This window comes from Burkholderia singularis (assembly GCF_001718875.1).
Classification (GTDB): Bacteria; Pseudomonadota; Gammaproteobacteria; order Burkholderiales; family Burkholderiaceae; genus Burkholderia; species Burkholderia singularis.
The window spans coordinates 1445686-1466773 of sequence record NZ_CP013448.1 but is presented as its reverse complement, the minus strand read 5'-3'; the positions used below and the strand labels follow the sequence as shown (position 1 = coordinate 1466773).

Here is a 21088-nt window from a genome sequence, read left to right as displayed (position 1 = left end):
CCGGGCAATCGCACTCTCATTCTCCGACCGAGATCGTCAGCGTCTCCTTGATCTCCTCCATCACGACATAACTCTTCGACTGCACCGCACCCGGCAATTGCAGCAGAATGTCGCCAAGCAGTTTCCGGTAGTCGGCCATCTCGCCGATCCGCGCCTTGATCAGGTAGTCGAAATCGCCGGACACGAGATGACATTCGAGCACCTCGTCGATCTTCATCACCTCCCGGCGGAACTGCTCGAACATGTTGCCGTTCTTGTGGTCGAGCGTGATCTCGACGAACACCAACAGCGCCGCGCCGAGTTGCGCCGGATCGACATGCGCGTGATAGCCGGTGATCACGCCATCACGCTCCATGCGCCGCACCCGCTCGATACAAGGCGTGACGGTCAGACCGACCCGCTCGGCGAGATCCTTCATCGCCATCCGGCCATCCATTTGCAGAAGCTTCAGAATGCGCCGGTCGAGCTTGTCGAGCGCGCGTACTGGCTGACGTTGAGTTCTCATCGGTTTTTACTGAAAATCAGAAAAATACAATAACAAAACCTAGACACTCAAAAATACCATAGCGAAAAAAACTAGGTCGGATGAAGACTGCAGGATCCATCGGTCAACTCGCGCATCATCCGCCGTTTTCGAACTGGAGCAGCTATGCGTGTGGTTATTTTGGGCAGCGGCGTGGTCGGCGTGGCGAGCGCTTATTATCTGGCACGCGCGGGGCATGAAGTCACCGTGATCGATCGCGAGGCCGGCCCCGCGCTCGAAACGAGCTTTGCGAACGCCGGCCAGATCTCGCCAGGCTACGCGGCGCCATGGGCGGCGCCGGGCGTGCCGCTGAAGGCGCTCAAATGGATGTTCGAAAAGCACGCGCCGCTTGCGATCCGCCTCGACGGCACGCGCTTCCAGCTGCAATGGATGTGGCAGATGTTGCGCAATTGCAGCGCCGAGCGCTACACCTTGAATAAGGGCCGCATGGTCCGTCTCGCCGAATACAGCCGCGACTGCCTGCAGGCGCTGCGCGCCGACACCGGCATCCAATACGAAGGCCGCACGGGCGGCACGCTTCAGGTATTTCGCACGCAGCAGCAGCTCGACGGCGCCGCGAAGGACATCGCCGTACTGCGCGATGCGAACGTGCCGTTCGAGTTGCTGTCGGCAAGCGAGTTGCAAAAGGCCGAGCCGGCGCTTGCCGCCGTCTCGCACAAGCTGACGGGCGGCCTGCGGCTGCCGGGCGACGAAACGGGCGACTGCCAGCTTTTCACGACGCGCCTGGCCGCGCTCGCCGAGCAACTCGGCGTGACATTCCGCTTCAATACGCGCATCGACGCGCTCGCGATCGCGGGCGGCAAGATCGCCGGCGTGCAATGCGGCAGCGAGCATAGCGGCACCGAGATCGTGCGCGCGGACGCATACGTGGTCGCGCTCGGGGCGTATTCGACGAACTTCGTCGCGAATCTCGTGAAGATTCCGGTCTACCCGCTCAAGGGCTATTCGATCACCGCACCGATCGTCGATGCGGCGAAAGCGCCCGTGTCCACCGTGCTCGACGAAACCTACAAGATCGCGATCACCCGTTTCGACGAGCGCATCCGCGTCGGCGGGATGGCGGAAATCGTCGGCTTCGATAAGGGACTGCGCGAAGCGCGCCGCGAGACGCTCGAAATGTGCGTGAACGATCTGTTCCCCGGAGGCGGCGACACGTCGAACGCGACGTTCTGGACCGGGTTGCGGCCCATGACGCCGGATGGCACGCCGATCGTCGGCCGCACGCCCGTATCGAATCTGTTCCTCAACACCGGCCACGGCACGCTCGGCTGGACGATGTCGTGCGGCTCGGGCCAACTGCTCGCGGATCTGATCTCGGGCAAGCAGCCGGCGATCCGCGCGGACGATCTGTCGGTGCACCGGTATTTGCGCGAGACGGACGGCGAGCATCGCCCTGCCTACGCATAACGCATTGCGCCGCGCGCGCGGCGCGATTCGTTCGCGTCGATTCAATCGAGCGAAGGCGCAAAAAACGGGCAATTCAAGAAAAACACCCCAAGGGCTGGATCTATGTCCGCCATTGGGGTGTGGTTCAAAGGGCACCGTTCAAAGGGTGCCCTTTGTTGTCTGGCCGGCCAATTCGTCGCCGCCCGCCGGCCACTCGGTTCGCGCTGCGAATCAGAATTGATCTTCCGCCAACGCAAGCACGCCTTGCCCGCCTTTCGCGCTGGTGATCGCCGCCTCGTAGGCATTCGCCTGCACGAGAATGTGCTCCGCGTAGAACTGCGCGATCGCGATTTTCGCGTCGTAGAACTTCGGATCGTCGTCGCGCTTCGCTTGCGCGACGAGCAGCGCGCGCGCGAACTGCCAGCCGCACAGCACGACGCCCGCGAGCTTCAGATACGGCACGCTGCCCGCGAACACCGCGTTCGGATCGGCCTTGCCGTTCGCCACGACGAAATCGACGGCCGCCGACAACGCCCGCGCCCCGTTCGCAAGCTGCGTCTTCATCACCGCGAACGCCGGGCTGTCATGGCCGCCGAGCGCATCGACCGTCTGCAGAATCTCCGTGACGATCGCCTTGGCGACGGCGCCGCCATCGCGCGCCGTCTTGCGGCCGACGAGATCGTTCGCCTGAATTGCCGTCGTGCCTTCGTAGATCGCGAGAATGCGTGCGTCGCGGTAATACTGCGCGGCGCCCGTCTCCTCGATGAAGCCCATCCCGCCATGCACCTGGATGCCGAGGCTCGCGACGTCGTTGACCATCTCGGTGCTCCAACCCTTCACGATCGGCACCAGATATTCGTAGATCGCCTGATGCTTCGCTCGCACGGCTTCGTCGCCGGCACGGTGCGCGATGTCGCTATGCGCGGCGGCGACATAGGCGAGCGCACGCGCGCCTTCCGTGAGCGCGCGCATCGTCGCGAGCATTCTGCGCACGTCCGGATGATGAATGATCGTCACCGACTGCTTGGCCGAACCGTCGACCGGCCGGCTCTGCACGCGCTCCTTCGCAAACTCGGCCGCCTTCTGGTACGCGCGGTCCGCGACACCGATGCCCTGCATGCCGACGCCGAAGCGCGCCGCGTTCATCATGATGAACATGTATTCGAGGCCGCGATTCTCCTCGCCAACCAGATAGCCGATCGCGCCGCCGTGATCGCCGTATTGCAGCACCGCCGTCGGGCTTGCCTTGATGCCGAGCTTGTGCTCGATCGACACGCAATGCACGTCGTTGCGCGCGCCGAGGCTGCCGTCGTCGTTGACGAGGAACTTCGGCACGATGAACAGCGAAATGCCCTTCACGCCCTCGGGCGCATTCGGCGTGCGCGCCAGCACGAGATGGACGATGTTCGCCGCCATGTCGTGCTCGCCCCACGTAATGAAGATCTTCGTGCCGAACACCTTGTACGAACCGTCGCCCTGCGGCTCGGCGCGCGAGCGCACCAGCGCGAGATCGGAACCCGCCTGCGGCTCCGTCAGGTTCATCGTGCCGGTCCATTCGCCGGAGATCAGCTTCGGCACGTAGCGGGATTTCTGCGCATCGGTGCCCGCCGTGAGCAGCGCTTCGATCGCGCCGTCCGTCAACAATGGACACAGCGCAAACGACAGGTTCGATGCATTCAGCATCTCGATGCACGGCGTCGCGATCAGCTTCGGCAGCCCCTGGCCGTCGTATTCGGTCGGATGCTGCAGCCCCTGCCAGCCACCTTCGACGAATTGCCGGAACGCGTCCTTGAAGCCCGGCGTCGCGGTGACGGCGCCGTCCTTCCAGCTGCTCGGGTTCTTGTCGCCGTCGACGTTGAGCGGCGCGAGCACTTCGCCGCAGAATTTCGCGGCTTCGTCGAGCACGGCGGCTGCCGTATCGAAACCGGCGTCCTCATAGCCGGGCAGCTTCGCGACCTCGTCGATGCCGGCCAACTCCTTCATCACGAACAGCATGTCCTTGACAGGGGCGGTATAGCTCATTTGCTCCTCTCCTTCTCGCTTATGGTGTGAAAAGGGGCGCTCACCGCGCCCCTTCGTTCATGTCCGACCCGCCGATGCAACGCGCGCCGACATCGCGCGCACCACCGAATGCATCAGCCCAGTTCGTTGACAAGTTCCGGCACGAGCGCGAACAGATCGCCAACGAGGCCATAATCGGCGACGCTGAAGATCGGCGCTTCCGGATCCTTGTTGATCGCGACGATCACCTTCGAATCCTTCATCCCGGCCAAGTGCTGGATCGCGCCCGAAATGCCCACCGCGATATAAAGCTGCGGCGCGACGATCTTGCCCGTCTGCCCCACCTGGTAGTCGTTTGGCACATAACCCGCGTCGACCGCCGCGCGCGACGCGCCCAGCGCCGCCTGCAGCTTGTCCGCGAGCGGCTCCAGCACCTTCGTGTAGTTCTCGCCGCTGCCGAGCCCCCGGCCGCCCGACACGATGATGCTCGCGCTCGTGAGTTCCGGACGATCGAGCTTCGTCACTTCGCGGCTCACGAATTGCGACACGCCCGCATCCGCCGCCGCTTCGATCTTCTCGACCGGCGCGCTACCGCCATCGGCTGCGACCGGATCGAAACCCGTCGCGCGCACCGTGACCACCTTGACCGGATCGCTCGACTGCACCGTCGCGATCGCGTTGCCCGCGTAGATCGGGCGCTCGAACGTGTCCGCGCTGTCGACCGCCGTGATGTCGGAGATCTGCGCGACGTCCAGCTTCGCCGCGATCCGCGGCGCGATGTTCTTGCCATATGCCGTCGCCGGCAGCAGGATGTGCGAATAATCCTTCGCGACGTTCAGCGCCGTCGCCTCGACGTTCTCCGCGAGACCGTCGGCCAGTTGCGGCGCATCCGCGAGCAGCACCTTCGCGACGCCCGCGATCTTCGCCGCCGCGTCCGCCGCGCCCTGCGCGTTATGGCCCGCGACCAGCACGTGAATATCGCCGCCGATCTTCTGCGCGGCCGCCACCGTGTTCAGCGTCGCCGCCTTGATCGCTGCGTTGTCGTGTTCGGCAATTACCAGAATCGTCATGTTTATGCGCTCCCCTTACAGCACTTTCGCTTCGGTCTTCAGCTTCTCGACCAGCGTCTTCACGTCCGGCACCTTCACACCTGCCGCGCGCTTGGGCGGCTCGGCCACCTTCAGCGTCTTCAGGCGCGGCGCGACGTCCACGCCGAGGTCTTCCGGCTTCACGGTTTCCAGCGGCTTTTTCTTCGCCTTCATGATGTTCGGCAGCGTCACGTAGCGCGGCTCGTTCAGGCGCAGGTCCGTCGTCACGACGGCAGGCAACGTCAGCGACAGCGTCTCCGCGCCGCCATCGACTTCGCGCGCCACGTTCACCTTCCCGTCCGCCACCGTCACCTTCGACGCGAACGTCGCCTGCGGCAGATTGGCAAGCGCGGCGAGCATCTGGCCGGTCTGGTTCGAATCGTCGTCGATCGCCTGCTTGCCGAGAATCACGAGCTGCGGCTGCTCCTTGTCGACCAGCGCTTTCAGGATCTTCGCGACCGCGAGCGGCTCGACGCCGTCGTTCGACTCGACGAGGATCGCGCGATCCGCGCCGATCGCAAGCGCGGTGCGCAGCGTCTCCTGCGCCTGCGCGACGCCCACCGACACCGCGACCACCTCCGTCGCCACGCCCGCCTCCTTCAGCCGCACCGCCTCCTCGACCGCGATTTCGTCGAACGGATTCATCGACATTTTCACGTTCGCGATGTCGACGCCCGTGCCGTCCGATTTCACCCGGACCTTCACGTTGTAATCGACCACTCTTTTCACTGGCACCAGGATTTTCATGCACACGCTCCAAAGTTACGAATACGACCAGCGGCCATTTTATAGCGCGACTCGCCCGCGCGGCGGCTAAGCCGGCCATTCAATTTACGGCGGCCGACGCTCGGCGCCTGCCGATACTAACGCCACGGCGCGATACGCCGCCAATAGCGAACGATCGTTCTATTTTAAAAGAGAAAAAACCCGGACGCCAAGCCCGGGGGTTCGACCGCCGCCTCTAATCCGCGGCGAGCGCCGCGCCGCGCTCACCACGCGGCGATCACCGCGCCGCCATATTGCCGCTCGATAAAGCGCTTCACGTCGGGCGACCGGTACGCGGCAACGAGTTTCGCGACCCACGGTTTGTCCTGGTCGCCCGCGCGCACCGCGAGCACGTTCGTATAGGGCCCGCCCGGCCCTTCGATCGCGATCGCATCCTGTTTCGGCTTGAGCCCGGCCTCCATCGCATAATTCGTGTTGATCGCGGCGGCGTCGACGTCGACGAGCGAGCGCGGAATCTGCGCGGCGTCCAACTCGACGATCCTCAATTGCTTCGGGTTGCCGACGATGTCGAAACGGGTCGCTTTCAGGCCCGCGCCGGCGCGCAGCTTCAACAGCCCCTGCTTTTGCAGCAGCAACAGCGCGCGCCCGCCATTGGTCGGATCATTCGGGATCGCGATGCGCGCGCCGGAAGGCAATTCGGCAAGCGTCTTCACCCGCTTCGAATAGATGCCCATCGGAAACGTGACCGTCTGCGCGACGTTGACGATCCGGTAGCCGCGATCCTTCACCTGCTGCTCGAGATACGGCGCGTGCTGATAGCTGTTCGCGTCGATGTCGCCCGCCGCGAGCGCGGCATTCGGCTGCACGTAATCGGAGAATTCGACGATCCGGATGTCGAGCCCGCTGCTCGCCGCCACCCGCTTCACCTGCTCCATCACCTGCGCGTGCGGACCGCCCGTCACGCCCACCTTGATCGTCGTCTGCGCCTGCCCGTGCGCGAGCGTCGCGCAAACGGCCGCACCCAGCGCCGCCGCGAGCCTCAGCATCATTCTTCGCCGCATCTTCCGATCTCCGAAACCGAATCGAGCCGTGCCGCCTCGCGAGGCGGCACGCAAGCGCCTTCGCTCATCGATGATTATTTATGACTCAACCGCCGCACGATCCAATCGCCAAACGATTGCACGATCTGCACGAACACGATCAGGATCGCGACGACCATCCACATCACTTCCGGCAAGTAACGCTGATAGCCGTAACGGATGCCGAGATCGCCGAGCCCGCCGCCGCCGATCGCGCCCGCCATCGCCGAATAGCCGACGAGCGACACGAACGTGATCGTGAGCCCCGCGACGATGCCCGGCAGCGATTCCGGCAGCAGCACCTTGAACACGATCTGGCTCGTCGTCGCGCCCATCGCCTGCGCGGCTTCGATCAGGCCGCGATCGACCTCGCGCAGCGCGGTCTCGACGAGCCGCGCGATGAACGGCGCGGCCGCGAGCGTGAGCGGCACGACCGCCGCCGCAGTGCCGATCGACGAGCCGACGACCAGACGCGTAAACGGAATCACCGCGACGAGCAGGATGATGAACGGCGTCGAGCGCACCGCGTTGATGACGCCGCCGAGCACGCGATTGACCGCGAGATTGCGCAGCACGCCCTGACGGTCGGTCAGATAAACGAGCACGCCGAGCGGCAACCCGACGAGCGCGCCGAGCGCCCCGGAGATGCCGACCATGATCAGCGTCTCCCAGAACGACTGCACGAACATATCGAACATTTCACTCAACATGCGACAGCTCCTCGACGACCACTCCCTGCTCGCGCAGATACGCGAGCGCCTGCCCCATCTTGCCCGGCTCGCCCGTCGCGAGCACCGCGAGCGAGCCGAACGCGCGGCCCTGGATCTCGTCGATCTGCCCATGCAGGATGTTGAAGTCCAGCTCGTAGCGGCGAATCGTCTCGGACAGGATCGGCTGATCGACGCCCGAGCCGGTGAACGCCAGCCGCAGCAGATGGCCTGCGCCCGCCTTCAACCGCTCGGCGACACGCACCTTCATCGCCGGCGGCAATTCCTGCGCGATCACGTCGCCGATCAGCGCGCGCGTGACGTCATGATGCGGGCGCATGAACACGTCGATCACGTTACCCTCCTCGACGACGCGCCCCGCATCGAGCACCGCGACGCGGTCGCAGACCTCCTTGATCACTTCCATCTGGTGCGTGATGAGCACCACCGTCAAGCCAAGCTCGCGGTTGATGCGCCGCAACAGATCGAGGATCGCACGCGTCGTCTCGGGGTCGAGCGCCGATGTCGCTTCGTCGGACAGCAATACCTTCGGCTTGCTCGCGAGCGCGCGCGCGATGCCGACACGCTGCTTCTGGCCGCCGCTGATCTGCGACGGATAGCGGTCCTTCTGCGCGGCGAGTCCGACGAGTTCGAGCAACGGCAACACCGTCGCCTCGATCTGCGCGCGCTTCGCACCCGCAAGCTCGAGCGGCAGCGCAACGTTGCCGAACACGGTGCGCGACGACAGCAGGTTGAAGTGCTGAAAGATCATCCCGATGTCGCGCCGCGCCGCGCGCAGCTCGCTCGCGGACAAGCTCGTCAGATCGCGCCCGTCGACGCTCACGCTGCCTTCCGAGGGCCGCGTCAGCAGGTTGATCGTGCGCACGAGCGTGCTCTTGCCCGCGCCGCTGCGGCCGATGATCCCAAACACCTCGCCGCGCGGAATCGTCAGATTGACGTTGTGCAACGCCTCGATCCAGCCGCGCGGCCCCTCGAAACGTTGCGAAAGATTACGAATTTCAATCATGTAAACAGAACGGCGGGCGGCGCGGCCTCTCATGTCGGGCCTCGCCAGTCGACCGCCGCATACGGGAAACGACCCGCGAGTTTACCGCATTCGCAACATATCTCTTAATAATCGATTCCAACCTTTTCATAACGAATCGCAATTAGAGGGCCGCGCCCGAGCGGGCCGTCGCAAACGGCGTCTATGATCGGCGCACCGCCCTGCTCGGCGACGAACGACATATTCCGGAGACCTACCTATGGACGCCACCGCCTCGACCGAAGCCGGCCACCGCACCGCAACCGCCAGCGGCACGGCATTACAGCAGCCGCGCGTGCGCACGGCCGACGGATTCGAACTCGCGGCGCACCGCTGGCCCGTCGCGGCATCGTTCGGCGCGCCGCGCGCGAGCGTGGCGCTCATCCACGGGCTCGCCGAGCACGCGGGCCGCTATCAGGCGCTCGCCGAACGGCTGAATGCGGCGGGCATCGAACTCGTCAGCGCCGATTTGCGCGGGCATGGACGCTCGCCCGGCGAGCGCGCCTGGGTCGAGCGCTTCGACGCGTTTCTCGAAGATGCCGACGCGATCGTCGCCGCCGCCGCGCGCGACGACGGCACGCCGCTTTTCCTCATGGGGCACAGCATGGGCGGCGCGATTGCGGCGCTCTATGCGATCCAATGCGCGCCCGCCCGCCGGCGCGCGCTTGCCGGGCTGATCCTGTCGAGCCCCGCGCTCGCGCCGGGCCGTGACGTGCCGCGCTGGATGCTGGCGGCGAGCCGCCTCGTCAGCCGCATCTGGCCGCGGTTTCCGGCGCTCAAGATCGATGCCGCGCTGCTGTCGCGCGATCCGGCGGTGGTGGCTGCCAATCGCGCGGACCCGCTCGTGCATCACGGCCCGGTGCCGGCGCGCACCGGTGCCGAGATTCTCGCCGCGATGCAGGAAATCGAGCGTGGCCGGGCGGCGCTTCGCCTGCCGGTGCTCGTCTATCACGGCACGGCCGACAAGCTGACCGAACCGGACGGCAGCCGCGATTTCGGCGCGCACGTCGGCTCACCCGACCGGACGCTGACGCTCTATGAAGGCAGCTATCACGAAACGATCAACGATCTGGATCGCGAGCGCGTGATCGGCGCGCTGATCAACTGGATTCTGTCGCGCACGCCCAAGCGCGGCTGACGGGCCTGCCGCGCGCCGCCCCCGAAGCGGATTCGGGCGGATTCGAAGCAACGAAATTTCGGAGGCATGCGCGCGAATGTCCGGCCTTCCCGGCAAACGCCGCGGCATTCCGCAATCCGCACACGCCGGCGCGCGGCGCTCAAACGCCGGCCAGCACGCGCAGATGCGCGACCACGCTGCGCCCGAGCGCGGAAAGGTTATAGCCGCCTTCGAGGCAGCTCACGATGCGGCCTTGCGCGTGCCGCCGCGCGACATCGCAAATCCGCGCGGTCAGCCATTCATAGTCGGCCTCGACGAGCGCCATCCCGCCGATGTCGTCCTCGCGATGCGCATCGAAGCCCGCCGACACGAACAACATCTGCGGCCGGAACGCTTCGAGCCGCGGCAGCCACATCATCTCGACCGCCTCGCGCACCGCCATTCCGTTCGTGCGCGCGGCCATCGGCAGATTGACCATGTTCGGCGCCTGATGATCGACGCCCGAGAACGGGTACAACGGCGATTGGAAGAAACTGCACATCAGCACACGCTCGTCGTTCGCGAACGCGGCTTCGGTGCCATTGCCGTGATGAACGTCGAAATCGACGATCGCCACCCGGTCGAGCCCGTGGATATCGAGTGCGTGCCGCGCGGCGATTGCGATATTGTTGAAGAAGCAAAAGCCCATCGCGCGCGCGGGCTCTGCGTGATGCCCGGGCGGGCGCACGCTGCAAAACGCGTTGTCGTAGCGCCCTTCGAGCACCGCATCCGTCGCGTCGACGGCGGCGCCCGCCGCGCGCATCGCCGCGCGCCACGTGTGGGGATTGGCAAGCGTGTCGGGATCGATCGTCACGTGCCCTTGGTCCGGAATCAGATTGCGGATGTAATCGATGTGCGCCCGCGTATGCACGCGCGCAAGCGCGGTCTCGCTCGCGAAAGGCGCTGTTTCATGGGCAAGCAGTTCGTCGATGCGGCTCGCGATCAACTGATCCTGAATCGCCGACAGCCGCGCCGGCGACTCGGGATGCCACTGCCCCATCTCGTGCAGCATGCAATCGGGGTGGGTATAAAAGGCCGTTGTCATAAGCTGATTCCGCCGGGCGGCCGGATGCGCGGCGGGTCTCCCTCAGTGATGATCGATGTGTGCGATACCGCGTGTCGTGCGCGGCTTCATACTTGATTCGCGCCTAACTTACCATAACCGCGTCATGCCGCGCGCTGCCGGGGCATAGTGGATGCGTCGGTTATACTGCGCCGAGTCCGTTCGCCAGCCTGCTTCGCTTCGACATGAATTTCAATCCGTCAGTATCCTCCGTCTCGTTCACCTTGCGCCTTCGCACGCCGTTGGCCGCATTGTCGCTCGCCGCTTTGCTGTCGGCCGGCATCGCGGCCGCGCAAACCACGCCGGCCGCGGCCACCGTCGCGCAAGCGCAGCCGCAACCGGCCGCGCCGGCCGCTCAGACGTTCGAAGAGGAAATCGTCCCGCAGCGTTACGCGAACAATCCGAAGATCGACGCGTTTATCGCCGACATGGCCGCACGCCACGACTTCGATGCAAACGCGCTGCGCGCACTCTTCTCGCGCGTCAGCTATTCGGCAACCGCCGCGAAGCTCGTGCTGCCCGCGCCGACGCCGTCCGTCAAGAACTGGCGCGTCTATCAGGCGCGCTTTCTCGATCCGGTTCGCATCAACGCGGGCGTGAAGTTCTGGCGCGCGAACCGTGCGACGCTGCAACGCGCGTCGGCGGAATTCGGCGTGCCGCCCGAGATGATCGTCGGCATCATCGGCGTCGAGACGATCTACGGGCGCTACATGGGCAACTTCCGCACGCTCGACGCGTTGACGACGCTCGCGTTCGACTACCCCAACACGCCTAACCGCGAAGACCGCCAGGCGACGTTCCGCAAAAACCTCGAAGACTTCCTCGTGTGGACGCGCGACAGCCAGCTCGACCCGACCTCGGTGCTCGGCTCGTATACGGGAGCGATCGGCATTCCTCAATTTCTGCCGAGCAGCATCCGCGAATACGCGGTTGATTACGACGGCAACGGCCATATCGACCTGCGCGCCAGTTCCGCCGACGCGATCGGCAGCGTCGCGAATTATCTGAAGCAGCACGGCTGGGAAACCGGCCGGCCGGTGATCTGGAACATCGCCCCCGACCAGGGCAGCCGTGGCGTTGCGCAGGCGGCCGCAGACGGCAAGCCCGAGCCGCATTGGACGTTGTCGCAATTCCTGCGCGCGGGGCTCGCGCTCGACGAGCCGGCCGTCGACGCCGCGTCGGAGGGCAGCACGCCCGTGCTGGTGGTCGATCTGCCGACGCCTGGCCGTCCAACCGAATACAAGCTCGGACTGCAAAATTTCTACGTGCTGACTCGCTACAACCGCAGCTTCTTTTATGCGCTCGCGGTGTATCAGCTCGGCGAGCGCGTGAAAGCGCAGATGGCGGCGAACGGCGCATTGTCGACGCCAACCGGCGACGACGCGCCCGCCGGAGCCGCGTCGCCATCGGAGTAAGTCGAGCCGCGCGGCAGCGTAATCGCCGCCGCACGCCGATACGAAAAAGCGCCGCAAGCGGCGCTTTTTTCATGCAAGCCGGCGGCGTGCCGCGCATGCGGCCCATCGCTCACGCGTGTCATGCGGGAAACACCCCGGTCGACAAATATCGGTCACCGCGGTCGCAGACAATGAACACGATCGTCGCGTTCTCGACCTGCCGCGCGACGCGCAGCGCCACTTCGCATGCGCCGCCCGACGAAATACCGGCGAAAATGCCCTCCACGGACGCGAGCTTGCGCGCCATCGCCTCCGATGCGGCCTGACTCACGCCCTCGACGCGATCGACACGGCTCTTATCGAAAATCTTGGGCATATACGCGTCCGGCCATTTGCGGATGCCTGGAATGCGCGAACCTTCCTCCGGCTGCGCACCGACGATTTCGATCGCCGGATTGTTTTCCTTCAGATACTTCGACGTGCCCATGATCGTGCCCGTCGTTCCCATCGCGGACACGAAATGCGTGATGCGGCCTTCGGTTTCGCGCCAGATCTCCGGGCCGGTGCCTTCGTAATGCGCAAGCGGATTGTCGGGGTTTGCGAACTGATCGAGAATCACGCCGCGGCCTTCGCGCTGCATTTGATCGGCGAGATCGCGCGCGAACTCCATGCCGCCCTTCACCGGCGTCAGGATGATTTCCGCGCCATACGCAGCCATACTTTGGCGGCGCTCGACCGACAGATCCTCCGGCATGATGAGCACCATCTTGTAGCCGCGAATTGCCGCGGCCATCGCGAGCGCGATGCCGGTATTGCCGCTCGTCGCCTCGATCAGCGTGTCGCCCGGCTTGATCGTGCCGCGCTCCTCGGCCTTGCGGATCATCGACAGCGCCGGACGATCCTTCACCGAGCCCGCCGGATTGTTGCCTTCGAGCTTCGCGAGCACCACGTTGTTGCGCGCGCGAATTTCGTCGTCCGGCAGCCGGACCAATTGCACCAGCGGCGTATTGCCGATGGTGTCTTCGATAGTTTTGTAAGCCATGAACGTCGCGTATATCCGATGCCGAACAATTGATCGATTGTAAACCAGCGGACAGACGCACGCGCGCCATGCAAAAAGCCCGCGGCAAGCCGCGGGAATCCGCCGCCCGCAGCGGCGGCTGAAGGAGGCATCACACCCGGATAGTCGGCAGACCGGATTATTTCTTGGCCGCCCCCGCTCTTTGCGGCGCGGCCGTTGCCGCCGCCGTGGCGGCCGCGGCGGGCGGGCGCGTGCCTGCCGCGCCGATCGCCAGCCCTTCGGCGGCAAGGCGCTCGAGCGTCTTGCCGCCCATCCCCTTCACCCGCCGCGCGAGGTCGGCGGCGTCCTTGAACGGACCGTGCGCGCTGCGCTCGTCGATGATCGCCTTCGCTTTGGCCGGGCCGATTCCCTTGATACCGCGCAGCGCGTCGTCGGTTGCGACATTGACGTCGACGGCGGCCCATCCGTGCGCGGCCGCTGCAACGAGCGCGAGCGTCGCGAAAATTTTCTTCAGCATCTGGATCTCCGTAGGGTTCGCATCAGAAACGAACGGCCGGCGGCCGCCGACCGTGAGACCCAGTCTAAAGAAGACAGCGTGACGCTTATAGCTGGCCGAACAGCCAACGCACGTAGCGATCGACGCCTTGCTGCACCGTCAAAAACGGCGCGTCGTAGCCGGCCGCGCGCAGCTTGGTCTGATCGGCCTGCGTGAAGCATTGATACTTGCCGCGCAGCGCGTCGGGAAACGGCACGTATTCGATGAGCCCTTGCTCGACCTGCTCGGCAAGCGTCAGCGCGGGCTTGCCGTCAAGCGCGCGCAGCGTGTTGACGACCGTTGTCGCGATGTCGTTGAACGGCTGCGCGCGGCCGGTGCCGAGATTGAAGATGCCCGACTTCTCCGGATGATCGAAGAAGAACAGGTTGACCTTCGCGACGTCCTCGACCGACACGAAATCGCGCGTCTGCTCGCCCGGCCCGTAGCCGTTGTACTCGCCGAACAGCTTGACCTTGCCCTCGGCGCGAAACTGGTTGAAGTTGTGGAACGCAACCGACGCCATGCGCCCCTTGTGCGATTCGCGCGGCCCGTACACGTTGAAGTAGCGAAAGCCTGCGATCTGGCTCTTCGCAGCCGGCAACACGCGGCGGACCACCTGGTCGAACAGGAATTTCGAATAGCCGTAGACGTTGAGCGGCGCCTCGACGTCGCGCGCCTCGACGAAGCGGCTCGAGCCGCCGTAGATCGCGGCGGACGACGCATACAGGAACTGCGCGCCCTGGGCCATGCACGCATCGAGCACCGCGCGGCTGTAGCGGAAGTTGTTGTCCATCATGTAGCGGCCGTCGGTTTCCATCGTGTCCGAGCACGCGCCTTCGTGAAACACCGCCCGGACCTTGCCGAAATCGCCACGCGCGAAGCGCTCGACGAACTCGGTCTTGTCGAGATAATCGTCGATCTCGCAATCGACGAGATTCTTGAACTTGTCCGCGCGCGTCAGATTGTCGACCGCGATGATGCGCGTCTCGCCGCGCTCGTTCAGCGCCTTCACGAGGTTCGCGCCGATGAAGCCGGCCGCGCCGGTAACGATGAGAGTCATGATCGTCCTGCCGATGAGAGTGTGCGCACCGCGGCGCCGCAGCGCGCGCCGGTGCCGTTCGATTCAGTGAAACAGTTCGTCGTACTCGACCGTCGCCGTGCCGAGCTTGCCGACGACGATGCCCGCCGCCCGGTTCGCGAGCGCCACCGCGTCGACGAGCGGCAACCCCGCGCCTAGCATCGTCGCGACGGTCGCGATCACCGTGTCGCCCGCGCCCGACACGTCGTACACCTCGCGTGCGAGCGCCGGAACGTGCAGCTCGCCGTCGGCGGCGAACAGCGTCATCCCCTCTTCCGAGCGCGTGAGCAGCAGCGCGTCGATCGCGAGCGCATCGCGCAGCGTCGCGACGCGCTCGCGCAGATCGTCTTCCGACTTCCATTGCCCGACGACCTCGCGCAGTTCCGCGCGGTTCGGCGTGATCAGCGACGCGCCGCGATAGCGGTCCCAATCGGCGCCCTTCGGATCGACGAGCACCTGCTTGCCCGCCGCGCGCGCGGTCGCGATCATCGTCGTCACATGCGTGAGGCCGCCTTTCGCATAATCCGACATCAGCACGACGTCATACGACGGCAGCAGCGCGTCGAAGCGCGCGAGCCCGGCAAGCAGCACCTCGTGCGTCGGCGCGGCCTCGAAATCGACGCGCAGCAACTGCTGCTGCTGCGCGAGCACGCGCAGCTTGATCGTCGTCGGCAGCGCCGGGTCCCGTTCGAGATACGGCGTCACGCCGCTCTCGCCCAGCAACTCGACGATCCGCTCGCCCGGCTCGTCGCGGCCGACCACGCACAACAGGCCGGCCTGGCCGCCCAGCGTCACCGCGTTGCGCGCGACGTTCGCCGCGCCGCCCAGACGCTCCTCCTGCCGCTGCACGTGCACGACCGGCACCGGCGCTTCGGGCGAGATCCGGTTGACGTTGCCGAACCAGTAGCGATCGAGCATCACGTCGCCGACGACGAGCACGCGCGATTGCGCAAGCTGCGCGCGCGGCACGACGAGCCCAACCGGCACGGCGTCCTGCGCCGTGCGCTTATCCGCGGGCTGACGAATGCGGCTCGACATGGGGGCGTCCAATTCCGTGGTAATCGATGCCGAGTTCGGCCATCGCATCGGGTTCGTATAGATTGCGGCCATCGAAGATCACCGGCATCTTCAGCATCGACTTCAGATGCGAAAAATCCGGGCTCTTGAATTCCTTCCACTCGGTGACGACGACAAGCGCGTCCGCGCCTGCGAGCGCATCGTCGGCGGCATCGACAAACGCGAGCCGCGCGAGCGCGTCGGGCGCGCCGTGCAGATCGAGCGCGAACACGCGCCGCGCCTCGTCGAGCGCGACAGGATCATACGCGCGCACCGCCGCGCCGCGCTCGAGCAGCGCAGCGATCAGGCGCCGGCTCGGCGCTTCGCGCATGTCGTCGGTATTCGGCTTGAACGCGAGCCCCCAAACGGCAAACGTGCGCCCGCTCAAATCCGCGCCGTAGCGCGCCGTGATCTTGCCGAGCAGCACGTTCTTCTGCTCGTGGTTCACCGCCTCGACCGCCTCGAGAATCTTGAGCGGATGACCATGCTCGCTCGCGGTGCGAATCAGCGCCTGCACGTCCTTCGGAAAACACGAGCCGCCGTAGCCGACGCCCGCATACAAAAAGTGATAGCCGATTCGCGGATCGGAGCCGATCCCGCGGCGCACCGCCTCGATATCCGCACCCACGCGATCCGCGAGATTCGACATCTCGTTCATGAACGAGATGCGCGTGGCGAGCATCGCGTTCGCCGCGTATTTCGCGAACTCGGCCGAGCGCACGTCCATGTAGATGGTCCGCTCGTGGTTGCGGTTGAACGGCGCATAGAGTTTTTTCATCTTCTCGCGCGCGATCTCGCCGGCGGCGTCGTCGTCGACGCCGATGATGATCCGGTCCGGCCGCATGAAATCGTCGACGGCCGCGCCCTCTTTCAGAAACTCCGGATTCGACACGACCGAGAACGCGTGCGCACCGCTGCCTGCGAGGCCGCGCGCGGCGAGCGCCTCGGCGATCACGCCGCGCACGCGCTGCGCCGTGCCGACGGGCACGGTCGATTTGTCGACGATCACCTTGTAGCCCGCCATGTGGCGGCCGATATTGCGCGCCGCTTCGAGCACGTATTGCAGATCGGCCGAGCCGTCCTCGTCCGGCGGCGTGCCGACCGCGATGAACTGGATCTCGCCGTGCGCGACGCTCGCCTCGATATCGGTCGAGAACGTGATGCGCCCCGCCGCGCGGGTGCGCGCGATGATTTCCTGCAAACCGGGTTCGTGAATCGGGATGCCGCCGCTGTTCAGGATCTCGATCTTGCGCGGATCGACATCCAGACAGAACACGTCGTGCCCGATCTCGGCAAGACACGCGCCGGTGACGAGGCCCACATAGCCCGTGCCGATGATGGTGATCTTCATAAGTATTCCGATGATTCGTTCCGGCGGCCGATGGCCGCCCGGAGCAGGCGCGCCGCGCCCACCCCCATTATGCGACGGCGGGCTCGACGCGCCGCGGCGCGTAGGTTTCCCAGCCGCTGCATCCCGGGCACTGCCAATAGAACAGGCGTGCGCGGAAACCGCAATTCTGGCACGTATACCGTGGCAGATTTTTAGTGCGCTGCTTGACGAGCGTGCGCATCATCTCGAGTTCCGCGCGGCGCGGCTCGTCGGCCGATGCGATCTGCGCGTCGAGCAGATGCAGCATGCCCGACAGGTTCGGCGCCTTCTGCATCTGCGTGCGCGCGAGCGCATGCGCGGCAGCCGTGCCGCGCATCTGCGACACGTATTGGTATGCGACGTCGAGCAGGTCGTTCGACGGATAACGCTCGGCATAGTCGGTCAGCAGCGCGGCGCCCTCGGCCGCACGGTCGAGCGCGATATACGATTTCATCAGCTTGTCGGCAACGAGCGGCAGATACGCGGCGTTCTGCGCCTCGATCCTGCGCCAGTGTTCGATCGCCGCGGCGTGGTCGCCGGCCGCGGCCGCCGCGTCGCCCGACAGAATCGTCGCGCGCGCGTTCTGCGGGTTCACCGCGAGCGCATCGCGCAGATGCCCGGCCGCACGTTCCGCGTGCTTTTGCTGCAGCGCATCCTGCGCCAGTTCGCAATGGAAATGCGAGATCTCGGTCGACAAGCGCTGCGCGCCCATCGATTCGATCCGCGTCGCGGTCTCGATCGATTTGTTCCAGTCCTTCTCGATCTCGTAGATCGTCAGCAGCGCACGCTGCGCGCCGAGTGCATAGTCGCCGTCGGCAAGCTTGTGGAACGTGTCTTCCGCACGGTCGAGCAGGCCCGCCTTCAGGAAGTCCTGCCCGAGTTCATAAAGGGCATGATCGCGCTCGGTCACGGGCAAATCGGTCCGGCCGAGCAGATTCTGATGCACGCGAATCGCACGATCCGTCTCGCCGCGCCGGCGAAACAGGTTGCCGAGCGCGAAGTGCAGCTCGACCGTCTCCGGGTCGAGCTTCGCCACTTCGATAAACGCGTCGATGGCCTTATCCGGCTGTTCGTTCAACAGGAAATTCAGGCCGCGAAAATATGAGCGCGGCAGATTCGCGCTCTCGGACAACAGCTTGTTGAGGTCGTAGCGCGACGCTATCCAGCCGAGCGCGAATGCGACGGGAATGGCGAGCAGCCACCAGAAATCCAGATCCATGCGACGTGTAGCAAAAGGCCGTGCCGCGACACGCGCGGCAACAGCGAGCGTTAAATGACGGGCGGCATCGGCGGTTGATCGACGATCGCCGGATTTTCGCGCGCGGCGCGCAAATCGCGCTTCAGGCGGCCGTTCTCGAGCCGCATCCGGAACACCGACGGCAACGCGGACAGCAGACCCGCAATCAGCCCGACGCCGAAGAACGCCAGCCCGATCAGGATCAGCGGAGCCTGCCAGTTGTAGCCTGCGATGAAATTCAGCGTCGCGCTATGCGTATTGGCCAGAGCAAGCACGAGCAACAACACGAACACCACCACACGGACCAACCAGACGATGACCTTCATGAGACTCCCTCTCTTTGATTGAGATTATTCGGCGGCGCGTGCGACTCCCCTTCGCCGCGCCGAAGCGCCCCGTATTGTAAAGGATGCCGTTTCACGCATCTTGAGAAACGACTCGGTCCGCGCCGCCACACGGGGCGCGAATCGAGCGCGCAAACAAAAAGCGCCCACGGGGGGCGCTTTCTTTCAGCCTGGTTGGATGGCTCGGCATCGGCATCACTGGCCGTCGTCCGGTTCATCGTTTTTCAACGGTTCTCCGGCACGGCCGTCGACGCGCTCACGCAACTCCTTGCCGGGTTTGAAGTGCGGCACGTGCTTCTCAGGCACCTGCACCTTCTCCCCCGATTTCGGATTGCGCCCGACGCGCGCCGGGCGACGATTCAAACCGAAGCTGCCAAAGCCGCGAATTTCGATCCGATGTCCTTTCGACAACGCATCGGACATCGCATCGAGCATCGTTTTCACCGCGAAATCCGCATCTTTCAGTACAAGCTGCGGAAATCGCGATGCCAACTGGGCGACCAACTCGGATTTGGTCATACTTCAGCAGACCTCGTGAGGCTTACTGGTTCTGGCCGTCAAGCTTCGCCTTCAACAGCGCGCCGAGATTGGTCGTGCCGGTCGCAGCGGAGCTCGAATCTGCTTGCAGGCCACGCATCGCTTCCTGCTGCTCGGCCGAATCCTTCGCCTTGATCGACAGGTTGATGCCGCGCGACTTGCGATCGATGTTGATCACCATCGCATTGACCTTGTCGCCTTCCTTCAGCACGTTGCGCGCGTCCTCGACACGATCCTGCGAGATTTCCGACGCACGCAGGTAGCCTTCGACGTCGCCCGTCAGCGTGATGACCGCGCCCTTCGCGTCGACCGACTTGACCACGCCGTCAACGATCGAGCCCTTGTCGTTCATCGCAACGTAGTTGCTGAACGGGTCGCCTTCGAGCTGCTTGATGCCGAGCGAAATACGCTCCTTCTCGACGTCGATGCCGAGCACGATCGCCTCGACTTCGTCGCCCTTCTTGTACTTGCGAACGGCTTCTTCGCCAGCTTCGCTCCACGACAGGTCCGACAGGTGGACCAGGCCGTCGATGCCGCCCGGCAGACCGATGAACACGCCGAAGTCGGTGATCGACTTGATCGCGCCCGTGATCTTGTCGCCCTTCTTGAAGTTGCGGCTGAAGTCGTCCCACGGATTCGGCTTGCACTGCTTCATGCCGAGGCTGATACGACGACGGTCTTCGTCGATCTCGAGGACCATGACTTCGACTTCGTCGCCGAGCTGAACGACCTTCGACGGCGCAACGTTCTTGTTCGTCCAGTCCATTTCCGACACGTGGACCAGGCCTTCGATGCCCGATTCCACTTCGACGAATGCGCCGTAGTCGGTGATGTTCGTGACCTTGCCGAACAGGCGCGTGCCCGACGGGTAACGGCGCGAGATGCCTTCCCACGGATCGTCGCCCAGCTGCTTGATGCCCAGCGACACGCGGTTCTTCTCTTGGTCGAACTTGAGGATCTTCGCGGTGACTTCCTGGCCGACCGACAGGACTTCGCTCGGGTGACGCACGCGGCGCCATGCGATGTCGGTGATGTGCAGCAGGCCGTCGATGCCGCCGAGGTCGACGAACGCGCCGTAGTCGGTGATGTTCTTGACCACGCCGTTGACGATCGCGCCTTCCTTCAGCGTTTCGAGCAGCTTCGCGCGCTCTTCGCCCTGGGTCGCTTCGATCACGGCACGGCGCGACAGCACGACGTTGTTACGCTTGCGGTCGAGCTTGATCACGCGGAACTCGAGCGTCTTGCCTTCATACGGCGTCGTGTCCTTGACCGGACGCGTGTCGACGAGCGAACCCGGCAGGAACGCGCGGATGCCGTTGACCATCACGGTCATGCCGCCCTTCACCTTGCCGGTGATCGTGCCGGTGACGAGTTCGTTGTTGTCGAGCGCCTTTTCCAGCGACAGCCACGATGCAAGGCGCTTCGCCTTGTCGCGCGACAGGATCGTGTCGCCGTAGCCGTTTTCGAGCGCGTCGATCGCGACGGACACGAAATCGCCCGCCTGCACCTCAACCTCGCCCTGATCGTTCAGGAATTCCTCGATCGGAATGTAAGCCTCGGACTTCAGGCCTGCATTGACGACCACGAAGTTGTGGTCGACGCGCACGACTTCGGCGGAGATCACTTCGCCGGCGCGCATGTCTTGGCGGGTCAGCGACTCTTCGAACAGAGCCGCAAAGGATTCGGTATTCGGGTTGGAGGTTTGCAGGTCGGACATAAAAA

General features: G+C 64.9%; 20 protein-coding genes. 3 read left to right on the top strand and 17 right to left on the bottom strand.

Features of this window, described 5'->3' with window-relative positions; translation table 11 throughout:
* Nucleotides 1-16 precede the first annotated feature (16 nt).
* Nucleotides 17-505, bottom strand: a complete 489-nt coding sequence (locus AQ611_RS06710; RefSeq protein ID WP_059519091.1) for an Lrp/AsnC ligand binding domain-containing protein — start codon at nucleotides 503-505, stop codon at nucleotides 17-19.
* A 144-nt stretch (nucleotides 506-649) separates the two neighbouring features.
* Here AQ611_RS06710 and AQ611_RS06705 point away from each other — a divergent pair, with 144 nt between their 5' ends.
* Nucleotides 650-1951 (top strand): D-amino acid dehydrogenase, encoded by a 1302-nt coding sequence (locus AQ611_RS06705; protein WP_059519089.1) that lies wholly within the window; start codon nucleotides 650-652, stop codon nucleotides 1949-1951.
* Between the two features lie 210 nt (nucleotides 1952-2161).
* On the opposite strand, the gene AQ611_RS06700 is transcribed toward AQ611_RS06705, so the two are convergent.
* The 6 genes from AQ611_RS06700 to AQ611_RS06675 all read right to left on the bottom strand — a co-directional run bounded on the left by AQ611_RS06700 (nucleotide 2162) and on the right by AQ611_RS06675 (nucleotide 8558).
* Nucleotides 2162-3952 carry an acyl-CoA dehydrogenase gene (locus tag AQ611_RS06700; RefSeq protein ID WP_069234046.1) on the bottom strand — a complete coding sequence of 597 codons (1791 nt, stop codon included), beginning with the start codon at nucleotides 3950-3952 and terminating at the stop codon, nucleotides 2162-2164.
* Nucleotides 3953-4065: 113 nt separating this feature from the next.
* The gene (locus tag AQ611_RS06695; RefSeq protein ID WP_059519085.1) at nucleotides 4066-5001 is read right to left on the bottom strand and encodes an electron transfer flavoprotein subunit alpha/FixB family protein; all 936 of its coding nucleotides are present in this window, start codon (nucleotides 4999-5001) and stop codon (nucleotides 4066-4068) included.
* Between the two features lie 15 nt (nucleotides 5002-5016).
* Nucleotides 5017-5766 carry an electron transfer flavoprotein subunit beta/FixA family protein gene (locus AQ611_RS06690; RefSeq protein WP_069234045.1) on the bottom strand — a complete coding sequence of 250 codons (750 nt, stop codon included), beginning with the start codon at nucleotides 5764-5766 and terminating at the stop codon, nucleotides 5017-5019.
* Between the two features lie 242 nt (nucleotides 5767-6008).
* Nucleotides 6009-6806 carry a MetQ/NlpA family ABC transporter substrate-binding protein gene (locus AQ611_RS06685; protein WP_083237256.1) on the bottom strand — a complete coding sequence of 266 codons (798 nt, stop codon included), beginning with the start codon at nucleotides 6804-6806 and terminating at the stop codon, nucleotides 6009-6011.
* Between the two features lie 74 nt (nucleotides 6807-6880).
* Nucleotides 6881-7534, bottom strand: coding sequence for a methionine ABC transporter permease (locus AQ611_RS06680; RefSeq protein WP_059519081.1), 654 nt, complete (start codon nucleotides 7532-7534; stop codon nucleotides 6881-6883).
* Complete coding sequence (locus tag AQ611_RS06675) at nucleotides 7524-8558, bottom strand: methionine ABC transporter ATP-binding protein (RefSeq protein WP_069234044.1); 1035 nt, start codon at nucleotides 8556-8558, stop codon at nucleotides 7524-7526. Before AQ611_RS06675 ends, AQ611_RS06680 begins: the two co-directional genes overlap by 11 nt.
* Before the next feature lie 313 nt (nucleotides 8559-8871).
* Here AQ611_RS06675 and AQ611_RS06670 point away from each other — a divergent pair, with 313 nt between their 5' ends.
* A complete protein-coding gene (locus AQ611_RS06670; RefSeq protein WP_231935947.1) occupies nucleotides 8872-9714 on the top strand; it encodes an alpha/beta hydrolase in 843 nt (280 codons plus the stop codon).
* 139 nt (nucleotides 9715-9853) lie between these two features.
* Here AQ611_RS06670 and AQ611_RS06665 read toward each other — a convergent pair whose 3' ends face one another.
* On the bottom strand, nucleotides 9854-10777 hold the full coding sequence (locus AQ611_RS06665) for a histone deacetylase family protein (RefSeq protein ID WP_059519075.1): 924 nt from the start codon (nucleotides 10775-10777) through the stop codon (nucleotides 9854-9856).
* Between the two features lie 203 nt (nucleotides 10778-10980).
* Here AQ611_RS06665 and mltB point away from each other — a divergent pair, with 203 nt between their 5' ends.
* Nucleotides 10981-12210 (top strand): lytic murein transglycosylase B, encoded by a 1230-nt coding sequence (mltB, locus tag AQ611_RS06660; RefSeq protein WP_069234042.1) that lies wholly within the window; start codon nucleotides 10981-10983, stop codon nucleotides 12208-12210.
* A gap of 118 nt (nucleotides 12211-12328) precedes the next feature.
* Here mltB and cysM read toward each other — a convergent pair whose 3' ends face one another.
* The 9 genes from cysM to rpsA form a co-directional block, all read right to left on the bottom strand.
* Nucleotides 12329-13231 (bottom strand): cysteine synthase CysM, encoded by a 903-nt coding sequence (gene cysM / locus AQ611_RS06655; RefSeq protein ID WP_069234041.1) that lies wholly within the window; start codon nucleotides 13229-13231, stop codon nucleotides 12329-12331.
* Between the two features lie 157 nt (nucleotides 13232-13388).
* Nucleotides 13389-13727 carry a ComEA family DNA-binding protein gene (locus AQ611_RS06650; protein ID WP_069234040.1) on the bottom strand — a complete coding sequence of 113 codons (339 nt, stop codon included), beginning with the start codon at nucleotides 13725-13727 and terminating at the stop codon, nucleotides 13389-13391.
* An 85-nt stretch (nucleotides 13728-13812) separates the two neighbouring features.
* Complete coding sequence (gene rfaD / locus AQ611_RS06645) at nucleotides 13813-14805, bottom strand: ADP-glyceromanno-heptose 6-epimerase (protein WP_059519071.1); 993 nt, start codon at nucleotides 14803-14805, stop codon at nucleotides 13813-13815.
* A gap of 63 nt (nucleotides 14806-14868) precedes the next feature.
* Nucleotides 14869-15861: a D-glycero-beta-D-manno-heptose-7-phosphate kinase gene (gene rfaE1 / locus AQ611_RS06640; protein ID WP_059519070.1), complete on the bottom strand. Its 993-nt coding sequence runs from the start codon at nucleotides 15859-15861 to the stop codon at nucleotides 14869-14871.
* Nucleotides 15830-17230 carry a UDP-glucose dehydrogenase family protein gene (locus AQ611_RS06635; RefSeq protein ID WP_069234039.1) on the bottom strand — a complete coding sequence of 467 codons (1401 nt, stop codon included), beginning with the start codon at nucleotides 17228-17230 and terminating at the stop codon, nucleotides 15830-15832. The genes rfaE1 and AQ611_RS06635 overlap by 32 nt, the downstream gene beginning before the upstream one ends.
* A gap of 67 nt (nucleotides 17231-17297) precedes the next feature.
* Entirely contained in the window at nucleotides 17298-18467 is a 1170-nt protein-coding gene (lapB, locus tag AQ611_RS06630; protein WP_059519066.1) for a lipopolysaccharide assembly protein LapB, read from the bottom strand.
* A 50-nt stretch (nucleotides 18468-18517) separates the two neighbouring features.
* Nucleotides 18518-18811, bottom strand: coding sequence for a LapA family protein (locus AQ611_RS06625; RefSeq protein ID WP_059519064.1), 294 nt, complete (start codon nucleotides 18809-18811; stop codon nucleotides 18518-18520).
* Nucleotides 18812-19024: 213 nt separating this feature from the next.
* Complete coding sequence (locus AQ611_RS06620) at nucleotides 19025-19348, bottom strand: integration host factor subunit beta (protein WP_059519062.1); 324 nt, start codon at nucleotides 19346-19348, stop codon at nucleotides 19025-19027.
* 22 nt (nucleotides 19349-19370) lie between these two features.
* Nucleotides 19371-21083 (bottom strand): 30S ribosomal protein S1, encoded by a 1713-nt coding sequence (rpsA, locus tag AQ611_RS06615; RefSeq protein ID WP_059519059.1) that lies wholly within the window; start codon nucleotides 21081-21083, stop codon nucleotides 19371-19373.
* Nucleotides 21084-21088 lie beyond the last annotated feature (5 nt).

What these genes read in the sequence shown, in the direction of transcription:
- AQ611_RS06700 (WP_069234046.1), bottom strand. Translation starts at nt 3,952, where the DNA reads ATGAGCTATACCGCCCCTGTCAAGGACATGCTGTTCGTGATGAAGGAG.
- AQ611_RS06710 (WP_059519091.1), bottom strand. Translation starts at nt 505, where the DNA reads ATGAGAACTCAACGTCAGCCAGTACGCGCGCTCGACAAGCTCGACCGG.
- AQ611_RS06625 (WP_059519064.1), bottom strand. Translation starts at nt 18,811, where the DNA reads ATGAAGGTCATCGTCTGGTTGGTCCGTGTGGTGGTGTTCGTGTTGTTG.
- AQ611_RS06635 (WP_069234039.1), bottom strand. Translation starts at nt 17,230, where the DNA reads ATGAAGATCACCATCATCGGCACGGGCTATGTGGGCCTCGTCACCGGC.
- mltB (WP_069234042.1), top strand. Translation starts at nt 10,981, where the DNA reads ATGAATTTCAATCCGTCAGTATCCTCCGTCTCGTTCACCTTGCGCCTT.
- AQ611_RS06665 (WP_059519075.1), bottom strand. Translation starts at nt 10,777, where the DNA reads ATGACAACGGCCTTTTATACCCACCCCGATTGCATGCTGCACGAGATG.
- AQ611_RS06675 (WP_069234044.1), bottom strand. Translation starts at nt 8,558, where the DNA reads ATGATTGAAATTCGTAATCTTTCGCAACGTTTCGAGGGGCCGCGCGGC.
- cysM (WP_069234041.1), bottom strand. Translation starts at nt 13,231, where the DNA reads ATGGCTTACAAAACTATCGAAGACACCATCGGCAATACGCCGCTGGTG.
- rpsA (WP_059519059.1), bottom strand. Translation starts at nt 21,083, where the DNA reads ATGTCCGACCTGCAAACCTCCAACCCGAATACCGAATCCTTTGCGGCT.
- AQ611_RS06685 (WP_083237256.1), bottom strand. Translation starts at nt 6,806, where the DNA reads ATGCGGCGAAGAATGATGCTGAGGCTCGCGGCGGCGCTGGGTGCGGCC.
- rfaD (WP_059519071.1), bottom strand. Translation starts at nt 14,805, where the DNA reads ATGACTCTCATCGTTACCGGCGCGGCCGGCTTCATCGGCGCGAACCTC.
- AQ611_RS06705 (WP_059519089.1), top strand. Translation starts at nt 650, where the DNA reads ATGCGTGTGGTTATTTTGGGCAGCGGCGTGGTCGGCGTGGCGAGCGCT.
- lapB (WP_059519066.1), bottom strand. Translation starts at nt 18,467, where the DNA reads ATGGATCTGGATTTCTGGTGGCTGCTCGCCATTCCCGTCGCATTCGCG.
- AQ611_RS06620 (WP_059519062.1), bottom strand. Translation starts at nt 19,348, where the DNA reads ATGACCAAATCCGAGTTGGTCGCCCAGTTGGCATCGCGATTTCCGCAG.
- AQ611_RS06680 (WP_059519081.1), bottom strand. Translation starts at nt 7,534, where the DNA reads ATGTTGAGTGAAATGTTCGATATGTTCGTGCAGTCGTTCTGGGAGACG.
- AQ611_RS06695 (WP_059519085.1), bottom strand. Translation starts at nt 5,001, where the DNA reads ATGACGATTCTGGTAATTGCCGAACACGACAACGCAGCGATCAAGGCG.
- rfaE1 (WP_059519070.1), bottom strand. Translation starts at nt 15,861, where the DNA reads ATGTCGAGCCGCATTCGTCAGCCCGCGGATAAGCGCACGGCGCAGGAC.
- AQ611_RS06690 (WP_069234045.1), bottom strand. Translation starts at nt 5,766, where the DNA reads ATGAAAATCCTGGTGCCAGTGAAAAGAGTGGTCGATTACAACGTGAAG.
- AQ611_RS06650 (WP_069234040.1), bottom strand. Translation starts at nt 13,727, where the DNA reads ATGCTGAAGAAAATTTTCGCGACGCTCGCGCTCGTTGCAGCGGCCGCG.